Origin of the sequence: Achromobacter sp. UBA5777, from assembly GCF_002418565.1 — a bacterium.
Taxonomy (GTDB): Bacteria; Pseudomonadota; Gammaproteobacteria; order Burkholderiales; family Burkholderiaceae_B; genus Achromobacter; species Achromobacter animicus.
The window spans coordinates 1-10,123 of sequence record NZ_DIEJ01000118.1 but is presented as its reverse complement, the minus strand read 5'-3'; the positions used below and the strand labels follow the sequence as shown (position 1 = coordinate 10,123).

General features: G+C 64.7%; 9 protein-coding genes and 4 tRNA genes. 4 read left to right on the top strand and 9 right to left on the bottom strand.

Going from position 1 to position 10,123, the window contains the following annotated elements:
- Positions 1 to 86 precede the first annotated feature (86 nt).
- Positions 87 to 509: a hypothetical protein gene (locus tag B3446_RS09080; protein ID WP_291379972.1), complete on the bottom strand. Its 423-nt coding sequence runs from the start codon at positions 507 to 509 to the stop codon at positions 87 to 89.
- A gap of 247 nt (positions 510 to 756) precedes the next feature.
- On the opposite strand from B3446_RS09080, the gene B3446_RS09075 reads away from it, so the two are divergent.
- Both B3446_RS09075 and B3446_RS09070 read left to right on the top strand, forming a co-directional pair.
- Positions 757 to 1,260 (top strand): peroxiredoxin, encoded by a 504-nt coding sequence (locus B3446_RS09075; protein WP_291379970.1) that lies wholly within the window; start codon positions 757 to 759, stop codon positions 1,258 to 1,260.
- 85 nt (positions 1,261 to 1,345) lie between these two features.
- Positions 1,346 to 2,881 (top strand): MFS transporter, encoded by a 1,536-nt coding sequence (locus B3446_RS09070; protein ID WP_291379968.1) that lies wholly within the window; start codon positions 1,346 to 1,348, stop codon positions 2,879 to 2,881.
- A gap of 7 nt (positions 2,882 to 2,888) precedes the next feature.
- On the opposite strand, the gene B3446_RS09065 is transcribed toward B3446_RS09070, so the two are convergent.
- From B3446_RS09065 to B3446_RS09035, 7 genes are all read right to left on the bottom strand, one after another.
- Positions 2,889 to 3,764 carry a DMT family transporter gene (locus B3446_RS09065; RefSeq protein WP_291379976.1) on the bottom strand — a complete coding sequence of 292 codons (876 nt, stop codon included), beginning with the start codon at positions 3,762 to 3,764 and terminating at the stop codon, positions 2,889 to 2,891.
- The gene (gene bioB / locus B3446_RS09060; RefSeq protein ID WP_291379966.1) at positions 3,761 to 4,780 is read right to left on the bottom strand and encodes a biotin synthase BioB; all 1,020 of its coding nucleotides are present in this window, start codon (positions 4,778 to 4,780) and stop codon (positions 3,761 to 3,763) included. The genes B3446_RS09065 and bioB overlap by 4 nt, the downstream gene beginning before the upstream one ends.
- A 252-nt stretch (positions 4,781 to 5,032) precedes the next feature.
- A complete protein-coding gene (locus tag B3446_RS09055) occupies positions 5,033 to 6,526 on the bottom strand; it encodes a helix-turn-helix transcriptional regulator (RefSeq protein WP_291379964.1) in 1,494 nt (497 codons plus the stop codon).
- 429 nt (positions 6,527 to 6,955) lie between these two features.
- Positions 6,956 to 7,031 (bottom strand) — tRNA-Glu (locus B3446_RS09050).
- A gap of 66 nt (positions 7,032 to 7,097) precedes the next feature.
- Positions 7,098 to 7,173 (bottom strand) — tRNA-Ala (locus B3446_RS09045).
- 214 nt (positions 7,174 to 7,387) lie between these two features.
- Positions 7,388 to 7,463: transfer RNA gene (locus B3446_RS09040), tRNA-Glu, on the bottom strand.
- A 32-nt stretch (positions 7,464 to 7,495) separates the two neighbouring features.
- Positions 7,496 to 7,571 (bottom strand) — tRNA-Ala (locus B3446_RS09035).
- 146 nt (positions 7,572 to 7,717) lie between these two features.
- On the opposite strand from B3446_RS09035, the gene B3446_RS09030 reads away from it, so the two are divergent.
- Both B3446_RS09030 and B3446_RS09025 read left to right on the top strand, forming a co-directional pair.
- Positions 7,718 to 7,948, top strand: coding sequence for a hypothetical protein (locus B3446_RS09030; RefSeq protein ID WP_291379962.1), 231 nt, complete (start codon positions 7,718 to 7,720; stop codon positions 7,946 to 7,948).
- Between the two features lie 55 nt (positions 7,949 to 8,003).
- Positions 8,004 to 9,011, top strand: a complete 1,008-nt coding sequence (locus B3446_RS09025; protein WP_291379974.1) for an aldo/keto reductase — start codon at positions 8,004 to 8,006, stop codon at positions 9,009 to 9,011.
- A gap of 74 nt (positions 9,012 to 9,085) precedes the next feature.
- Here the strand turns inward: B3446_RS09025 and lnt are convergent.
- On the bottom strand, positions 9,086 to 10,123 hold a 1,038-nt coding region (gene lnt, locus B3446_RS09020; RefSeq protein WP_291379960.1), incomplete at its 5' end, for an apolipoprotein N-acyltransferase.

Below are 10,123 nucleotides of genomic sequence, written 5' to 3'. Positions count from 1 at the left end.
ACCGCAATCGTGGCCCCGCGCACCCCAGGTGGCCGGCGCGCCGGGCGTCTAAAGAACTCAAATCACCCTGCACAAGAACCAAAGCCCTACCGAGCCTTCTCCCCCGGCAGCCCATCACTAACCTCCGCCAGCGCCCGCTTCATCTCCTCGTACTTCATCACCCGCTCGCTCTGAAACCCGCCCAGCACGCCCCGGCACCCATCCACCCCAGACCGCTTCATCTCCTCCATCATCGTCGTCCCATCGGCCTGCCCCTTCGCAAACGCCGCATCGAAGCCGCCCGTCGGAAACCCATACTCCTCGGCATACCGCGTCAGATTTTTCCGAGCCGTCTCCTGATGCTGCGCCAGATCAGGCTCTGAAGCCCCGCAAGCACGTGCCGCGCCATTGGACGCACCAGCGGCGACAACGAAGGAATCGTATTGAGCCTGCTCCGCGGCATCGGGAGCCGCCCACGCCGGGGCAGCAGCGGCCAGCGTCAATGCCAGCCCGGTCAGGAATTTACGCATCGAAAGTCTCCCGGTGAAGCCCTCCGCAGCGGTCAGCCTCTCGCGGCTGCGGCGGGCGATGTCTACCACGGCATTATGGCAACCGCCCGTTTCCTCCCCATGTACTCGCCGTGTGGAGTCGTTTCGAACTGTTCATCTTCTTTTCGCCTTCCGCCAAAGGCAGCAAGCCGGCCGCGCTCGAACTATGATGGGGGCTGTGAGGCAGTCCTGCCTCAATGCATTGCCCCCTTTCATTCTGGAGATCTACATGACGATCAAAGTCGGCGACCGCGTGCCCGATGGCACGTTGACCGAATTCATCGAAACCGAAACCGCCGGCTGCTCGCTCGGTCCCAACGCGTTCCAGGTCGCCGACCTGACCCGCGGCAAGACCATCGCGCTGTTTGCCGTGCCGGGCGCCTTCACGCCCACCTGCTCGGCCAAGCATCTGCCCGGCTACGTCGAACAGGCCGCTGCCCTCAAGGCCAAGGGCATCGACGAGATCTGGTGCGTGTCCGTCAACGACGCCTTCGTCATGGGCGCCTGGGGACGTGAGCAGAAGACCGAAGGCAAAGTTCGCATGCTGGCCGACGGCTCCGCGCTGTGGACCAAGGAACTCGGCCTGGAACTGGACCTCGTCCAGCGCGGCATGGGCGTGCGCTCGCAGCGCTACTCCGCCCTGATCGTCGACGGCGTTGTGAAGCAGCTCAACGTGGAAGCGGCTGGCAAGTTTGAAGTCAGCGACGCGGCCACCATGCTCTCGCAAGCCTGATCTCCGCAGGTTCCTGTTTTACCGCCAGTGTTGCGGGCCGCCCCGGCGGCCCGCAGCGCTAGCGCCAGCAGCGGTTGTCGACGCCATGCTCTCCACGATCTCATCGTTTTCGTCGCTTTATTTTGCGACCTTGCTGATGCTTATCGGCACGGGTCTCTTCAACACCTACATGGGCCTGCGGCTGACCGCACAGTCCGTCAGCGAAGTGTGGATCGGCACCTTGATCGCCGGCTACTACCTCGGGCTCGTGTGCGGCGCGCGGCTTGGGCACAAGCTCATCATCCGCGTTGGCCACATCCGCGCGTTCGTCGCCTGCGCGGCCATCGCCACCAGCATGATCCTGGCGCAGACGCTGGTCGAATCCATGCCCCTGTGGCTGGTGTTCCGCATCGTCTCCGGCATCGTCATGGTGACCGAGTTCATGGTCATCGAGAGCTGGCTCAACGAACAGACCGAAAATCACCAGCGCGGCCGCGTGTTCTCCGTCTACATGGTCGTCTCCGGCCTGGGCACCGTGCTGGGCCAACTGGCGCTTACCGCCTACGCCACGCTGGACCTGCGACCGCTCACCATGGTTGCGATGTGCCTCGTGCTGTGCCTCGTGCCGCTTGCCGTCACAGCCCGGTCCCACCCGCCCACGCCGCTGCCCGCGCCGCTGGACGTGAAGTTCTTCATGCGGCGCGTGCCGCTGTCCATGACCGTGCTCTTCGTGGCGGGCAACTTGTCCGGTGCGTTCTACGGCTTGGCCGCGGTCTATGGCGCCAAGAATGGCCTGACCACGTCGCAGGCCGCCGTCTTCGTTGCGGCCGCCGTGACCGCCGGCCTGTTGTCGCAGTGGCCAATGGGCTGGCTGTCCGACCGCATCAACCGCGCCGGCCTCATCCGCTTCAACGCGTTGTTGCTGGTCCTGCTGCCTACAGTCATGTGGGGCTGGATCGCGTTGCCGTTCTGGGCGCTGGTCGCCATGTCCTGCGTCTTCGGCATCCTGCAGTTCACGCTGTATCCGTTGGGCGCCGCCTTTGCCAATGACCACGTTGAATCAGAAAGGCGTGTCAGCCTGTCGGCGGTGTTGCTGATGACATATGGCCTGGGCGCCTGTGTGGGGCCGATGATCGCGGGCTTCATGATGTCGCTGGGCGGACCCGCCATGTATTACGTGTTCATCTCGGCGTGCGCCGTGATTCTGGTCTGGCAGGTGCGGCCCACGCGTGTCACCGGCGCGCACCAGGTCGACGAGGCGCCGACGCACTTCGTACCCATGCCCGACACGTTGCAAAGTTCGCCCGCGGCGGCGGTGCTGGATCCGCGGGTGGACCCCGAGAACGACATCGCCATGGAAATGGTGCAGCCGGATCCATCTGCGGCGCCGGCTCCGCCCGAGCCGGTGGCCGAGGCCGTATCGGTGGATTCGGCGACGGGGCAGGGTGGAATGGACGCGTCGCCTGATACGGTTGCGGGAGCGGAGGGCGGATCCGACGCTATTCCGGATTCGACGTTGGACCCGACATCAAGCCGTGTATCGGGCTCCGCACCAACTGCCGGATTGGGCTCCACCTCGGACGCTGCATCGGACGCCGCATCGGACGCGCACCCCGAACGCCAGCGCCGCACCGGCACCTGAAGCGCCCCTACCAGGGCGTCATCAGCAGAATGGCGGACAACGCCAGCGCAATGCCCAGCACGTTCACACGCGTGAGCGGTTCACGAAACGCCAGGGCGCCCACCAGGGTGCCCAGCGTGATCACCCCCATGTTCATCGACGCGAACACCAGCGCGGGGTGCTCGGGCAGCGACTGGTGCGCGCGCACGTAGGTCAGGATATTGCCGAAGTTGGCCAGCCCCAGCGCGACCCCCGCGGCCAGATGCCGCACCTGCCAGCGCACGCGCCGCCACAGCAGATACGCCAGCATCAGGACGCCCGCCATCAGGAACGTCAGCAACAGGCTGCCCGCGAATGCGGTCCCCGTGCGGGCAACCTGCTTGAACAGGATGTCGATCACGCCATAGCCCGCCCATACGACCAGCGGCCACATCCACATCGCGCGCCGGTCCTCGGCGGCCGTGGCTTCGGATAAACGAATGCGCGGCGGCTGGCGCAGCAGGCAGAAGAGGGCCGCGAAAGCCAGCGCGATAGCCGCCAGCTTGCGCGCCGTGACCGGTTCGCCGAACAACGCGAACGCGGCCAGCAGCGGAATGAAGAGCGACAGGCGCTGCGCGGCGTCGCTGCGCACGATGCCGGCATGCCGCAACGCGGCCGCCATCACCAAAAAGACGCTCGGTAGCAGCACGCCCAGCGCGGCCAGCACCAGCCATGGCGTTTGCGGCGTCACGAGGCGTGCCGGGTCGGGGCGCAGCACCAGCCAGCAGAGCAGGGCGGCCACGGCATAGTTCATGGCGATCGCCTGGCGCACGTCGACCTGCCAACGCCGCGCCAGCTTGAGCATCACGGCCACGGTGACACTGCAGGCCACGCTGGCCGTCAAATACAGAAGACCGGGCGTCAACGGCATGCCGCCTCCTCATGTCGGGCGTGCGCGGCGGCGTCGACCCGCATGCCCAATCGGTCGAGCAGGCGCTGGTCGGCCGCCATCTGCGGATTGGCGGTGGTCAGCAGCGCGTCGCCGTAGAACATGGAATTGGCGCCCGCCAGAAAGCACAGCGCCTGCATCGCATCGTCCATCGTCTCGCGCCCGGCCGACAGGCGCACGGCGGCGCGCGGCATGGCGATGCGGGCCACGGCGATGGTGCGCACGAACTCGAAGGGATCGAGGGCTTCGACATCGGACAAGGGCGTGCCTTCCACCTGCACCAGGTTGTTGATCGGCACGGACTCGGGATAAGGCTCCATGCTGGCAAGCTGGGCGATCAGGCCGGCGCGTTCGCGGCGCGATTCGCCCATGCCCACGATGCCGCCGCAGCACACGCTGATGCCGGCGTCGCGCACGCGTTCCAGCGTGTCCAGGCGGTCCTGGTACGTGCGCGTGGAGATGATCTTGCCGTAGAACTCCGGCGAGGTATCCAGGTTGTGGTTGTAGTAGTCCAGGCCGGCGTCCTTCAATTGCTCGGCCTGACCGTCCCGCAACATGCCCAGCGTCACGCAGGTCTCCAGGCCCAGCGCCTTGACCGCGCTGACCATCTCGGCCACGGCGTCCAGGTGATGCGGCTTGGGGCTGCGCCACGCGGCGCCCATGCAGAAACGCTGCGCGCCGCCGGCCTGCGCCGCGCGGGCTGCGGCGACCACGTCTTCCAGCGGCATCAGCTTGTCGGCGTCCACGCCGGTGTCGTAATGCGAGGACTGCGGGCAATACGCGCAGTCTTCGGGACAGCCGCCAGTCTTGATCGACAGCAGGCTCGACAACTGGATGACGTTGGGATCGAAATGGGCGCGGTGCGTCTGCTGCGCCCGGTGCATCAAGTCCATGAACGGCAGCTCGTAGAGCGCCATGATGGCGTCGGCGCTCCAGGCCGAGGCTGGCAGGCGCTTGGGCGCCGTCGGGACGGGAATGTACGCAGTCTGCATGGTCGGTGGCTCCTTCGTTCGTGCCGGGGATCTCGCCGCTGGCCTGATGGCCTGGGCTGGATCGGCGGATCGTAAGAAGGGGCGGCCGATTTGCGCAATGCGCGCGGTAACGGCGGATTTAGCGCACGGTTGGAAACCGATTCAAGGAAAATGGCCGCTTTTGAGCGGCCAGTCGTCCTAACGCGGCGGCATCTTCGGCGACGCGAAGCGGTCGGTTATTTTGATTCAAATTGTAAAACCGGGGCGAAACGTTCAGGACTTGCCCTGCTTGTCCCGGTTGCGCGCGCTTTCGTGGCCGGTGATGCCGCGGTCACGAGCCCAGACGATGGCGGCGCTGCGGCGGTGCACGCCGATCTTGCTGTAGATCGTGGCCACGTGATTGCGCACGGTGTTGCGCGATAGCTTGAGCGCCTTGGCAATGCCGTCGTCGTCGTGGCCCTGGCAGAGCAGGCCCAGCACCTCGCGCTCGCGCGACGTAAGCTGCGCCAGTTCCGCAACGTCGCGCGTCGCGGGGGCGGGTTGGCGCAGTTGGGCCAGTTTTTCGATGATGCCGCGGCTGAACCACGAGGTGTCCTGCATGACCGCCTCGATCGCGGTCAGCAGTTCGGTCTCTGACCGCTTCCGATCGGTGATGTCCTGCATCACGATCAGCACGCGGCGCAGCCCGCCGATCATGACGGGCTCGGCGGACACCAGGCAGTCGAGCTCGCCACCGTCGCGCGCAATCATCACGGCTTCGCGGTTGCGGACGCTTTCGCCGCGCTTCAGGCCGGCCAGCATGCCTTCGTACGGCCGCAATCCCAGTTCGACGAGGTCCTGCTCTGCCTTGTCGTCCAACGTCAAACCCGTGGCGGCGGCAAAGGCGTCATTGATGTTCAGGACGTTCAAGGTGACGCCGTCGCAGACGGCCATCGGCACAGGGGCAAGCTGGAAGGCCTTGGAGAAGCGCTCTTCGCTTTCGCGCAGGGCCTCTTCGGTGCGCTTGCGGCCCTCCAGGTCGATGAACGTGAATAGCATGCAGGGTTCGTCGTGCATGTCGATAGGCTGGCCTGCCACCACCACGAACTTGGACGTGCCATCGGGCAGCTTCAGCACGCCCTCGCGCTGCGGAATGGTCTTGCCTTCATTGAGCCGAGCCACAGCCGTTTCTTTGTCGTCGCTTCCGTCCAGCACATCGATTTCATAGGCCGACTTGCCCAGCACCGCGTCGCGCGAGTAGCCGGTCATTTCCAGGAACCCCTGGTTCACCTTGACGTAGCGCAGGTCCGACAGCCGGCAGATCAACGCGGGAGCCGGATTGGCCGAGAAGGCGCGTTCGAAGCGTTCCTCGGCGTTGATCTGCGCCGTCTGGTCGTGCAGGATCAGGACGCGATAGGGCATGGGGCCGCCATCGTCCAGATTGACGCCGCGCGCAAGCAGGTTGCGCGTGAATTCGTCGTCGTCCTTACGGGTCAGATCGAGCAGCAGGTCTTCGAATTCTTCGCCCGCCGCCAGCCGGTCCAAGGGATACTGGCGCGCCGGCACGCGGTGATGGTTGCGATAGGTGAGCGTATATCGCTTGCGAAAACCAACGGGCGTGCCGCCTAGGTCTTCCATTGATTCGGCGCCGTGCAGCGCAAGTGCGCTGGCGTTGGCCCAGGCTATCGAGCCATCGGCCTCAAGCAGGATGATGCCCTCGTTGAGGCCCGCGATGATGCTCTGCAGGTGTTGGCGATGTGCTTGGGGTGCGGCGTCGTTGGGGGTCACGTAGGCCTCTTTTTTCTTCGCATGGCGTGTACGCGCAAGCATGAAGCCGCGCGCGGGTGCTGTCCAGAGGTCAAAAGGGAGGAGTCTCGCGGAAGGGGTGCAACGAGAGGGGATTGCACCGCGCGAATGGCGGCGCCGGACAGCCCATGCAAAAGCATATGCGAAAAGCAAAATCAAAATCGCAGAAATCAAAAGCACAAAAGCAAAAAGCTCCGGAATCCGGAGCTTCAGATGCGTGCATTTCAGATGCGTGCTGCGAGCAGCGTTCGGTAAGCGCAAAGTGCTTGGCGGAGCGGACGGGGCTCGAACCCGCGACCCCCGGCNNCTACCGCTCCGCAGCGGCTTACTGATGACTTCAACTTCTTTACTGCAAACTTCTTTACTGCGGCTGTGGTGTCAAGACAGCTTGTACTGCTTGCCAGATGAAGCTGGCGTCCCCTAGGGGATTCGAACCCCTGTACTCACCGTGAAAGGGTGATGTCCTAGGCCTCTAGACGAAGGGGACCTGGAACCAACAAGTTTACTACTGTACTGCGTTACTGCTGAACTGCGTGACTACTGTACTGCGTACTGGTGGAGGTAAGCGGGATCGAACCGCTGACCTCTTGCATGCCATGCAAGCGCTCTCCCAGCTGAGCTATACCCCCAGGGCGTCCTGCTGTTCCAAACTTCAAACAACAAGGTCTCACACTTATAAAACAAAAAAGCCCCGAAAACGGAGCTCTTGAAAGACTCTGAGTGAGAGAGCTTTTGGCGGAGCGGACGGGACTCGAACCCGCGACCCCNNCTACCGCTCCGCAGCGGCTTAACTCAACTACATAATCACTTCAACTGCATCACTACTACTGCATGCCAGTAGACTGGCGTCCCCTAGGGGATTCGAACCCCTGTACTCACCGTGAAAGGGTGATGTCCTAGGCCTCTAGACGAAGGGGACTTGGACTTGCTGTACTGCTCTTCGCTTTGGACTGGTGGAGGTAAGCGGGATCGAACCGCTGACCTCTTGCATGCCATGCAAGCGCTCTCCCAGCTGAGCTATACCCCCGTTTCTCTAATCAATTCCTTCAACGTTTTCGCTTTAAACGCGCCGGTTAGAGCGCGTTTTTTGCTGTTTCGTTGCCGGTTTTGTTTAGTGCCGTTGGCGAAGAAACGAGATTATGCACGAACTAAATTGGGCGTGCAAGTCGCTTCATGGCAAAAAGCAAAAAAGTTGCGAAAAAAGAGGGTTGGATGGGCGTTTTGGGGGCAGATTTAGCGCTGCATTGGTTGCTGAGCGAGGCTGCGATTGATGCGGAAATCAATGAAATCAAAGACTTGTGCAGGTGCTATCGTGGATGGAAAAAATTTTTGCGGCGCGTGGGATTTTCGACGCGAGGGCTGCACGGAAAGTTGCCGCTGATCGGCAAGGAAATCGACACATGAGCACTTCTTCATGAGCAGCACAGGCTTTCCCACCGTCGCCCTGGGCCGCACGGACATGAACATCACGCGCATCGGCCTGGGCGCTTGGGCCATGGGCGGCAACGGGTGGGCGGTGGGCTGGGGGCCGCAGGACGACGCCGAATCCATCAAGGCGATCCGGCACGCGATCGACCGCGGCATCAACTGGATCGACACCGCCGCGGTCTACGGCCTGGGCCATTCCGAGGAGATCGTTCGGCAGGCGCTGGGTCAGATGCCCGCCAGCGAGCGTCCGTACGTGTTCACCAAATGCGGCCTGACTTGGTCGCCGGAGCAGCCACACGCGATGCCGCGGCGCACCGGCGCGCCATCCAGCATCCGCCGCGAGCTTGAAGGATCGCTGCGGCGGTTAGGCGTCGAGCGCATCGACCTCTATCAGATGCACTGGCCTGCGGGAGACGGCACGCCGCTGGAGGCGTACTGGCAGGAATTGCTGGATCTGAAGCAGGCCGGGAAAGTCCGCGCGGTGGGATTGTCGAACCACAACCTCGCGCAGTTGCAGGCGGCGGAGCACTTGGGATACGTAGACACCCTGCAGCCGCCGTTCTCGGCGATCCAGCGCGCCGCGGCTATCGACCTCATTCCGTGGTGCGCGGCTAAAGGCACGGGTGTGATCGTCTACAGCCCCATGAATTCGGGCTTGCTGACCGGCAAGTTCAGCGTCGAGCGTGCACGGGCCTTGCCGCCGGACGATTGGCGGGCGCGGCACGCGGATTTCCGGTCGCCGGAGCTGGAGCGCAACCTGGCGCTGGCCGATGCCTTCAAGCCCATTGCGGAGCGGCACGGCGCCACCGTGGCCGCCGCCGCAGCGGCATGGACGCTGGCGTGGCCGGGTGTGACGGGCGCCATTTTGGGGGCGCGCAGCGCATCGCAGGTGGACGGGCTGATCGGCGCGGCCGAGCTGGAGCTGGATGCCGACGACATGCAAGCGATTGCAGACGCGATCGAAGTTACGGGAGCGGGGAACGGCCCGCTGCGTCCGCCCGACGAAACAGGCTCGCTGCCTGCGAACCTGTTTGCCTGAAGGAAATCAGCCGCGCGGGGAAATCAGCCGCGCGGGCAAGGTCAGTCCGGCGGGGAATCAGCCGAGCCGTGGAATCAACCGCGGCGCGGGCGGCGGGCGCTGCCCACGGCCGCGATCAGCGCCAAACCGATCAGCGCCAGCGCGGTCTTGTCCCCAAAACGCGCGTAGGGTGTGAGCCCTGTCATGCCCTGCACCGATACCGGCAGCACACCCGCCTGCAGCGGCGCGAGTTGGGCGGCAACCTGGCCCTTTGCGTCGATGGCGGCGGTAATGCCGGTGTTGGTGGCGGTCAGCATCGGGCGCGCGGCCTCGATGGTGCGCAGCCGGCCGATCTGCAGATGCTGGCGCAGCGCCCAGCTATCGCCGAACCATCCCAGGTTGCTGACGTTGACCAGGATGGTCGCGCCGGGCTCGCCGTTGGGGCCGGGCTGCAAGGCGGGCAGCAGGTCGGGACCGAAGAGGTCTTCGTAGCAGATGTTGAACGCGATGTGCTGGCCGCCGACGGCAAACGGCGTCTGGCGCTCGCCGCCGCGATCGAAGTCGCCCAGCGGGATGTTCAGCATCTCGACAAACCAGTGAAAGCCCGGCGGCACGTATTCGCCCCACGGCACCAGGTGGCGCTTGTCGTAGCGCATGGCGGTGTTGCCGCGCACCAGCTGTTCAACGGGCGTGGCGCCGTCAAAGCCTATGACACTGTTGGTATAGCGCTCGCGGCCGTTGACGCGGTCATGCAGCGGCACGCCCATCGCGATGACGGTGTTGCGTTGGCCGGCCAGGTCGCGCCAGACTTCCCAGACCCGCGGATCGAGCTGGTCCTGGAAGATGGGCACCACGGTTTCCGGCAGGATCACCAATTGCGGCGCGGGCACGCCGGGCGCCGCGGGCAGGGCCGTCAGTTCCAGATGGCGCCGCACGCTTTGCTCGAGGAGCGCGGGATCGAATTTCTGGGATTGTCCGATGTTGCCCTGGACGAGCCGCACGTTGAGCGGGTCGCCTACCGGCGCCGACCAGTCGATACGGGACAGCGGCCAGCCCGCTGCAGCAAGCGCCACGGCGACGCCAGCGGCCAGCGCGTGGCGCGGACCCATGCCGGCCGTGCGCGAAGGCTGCCA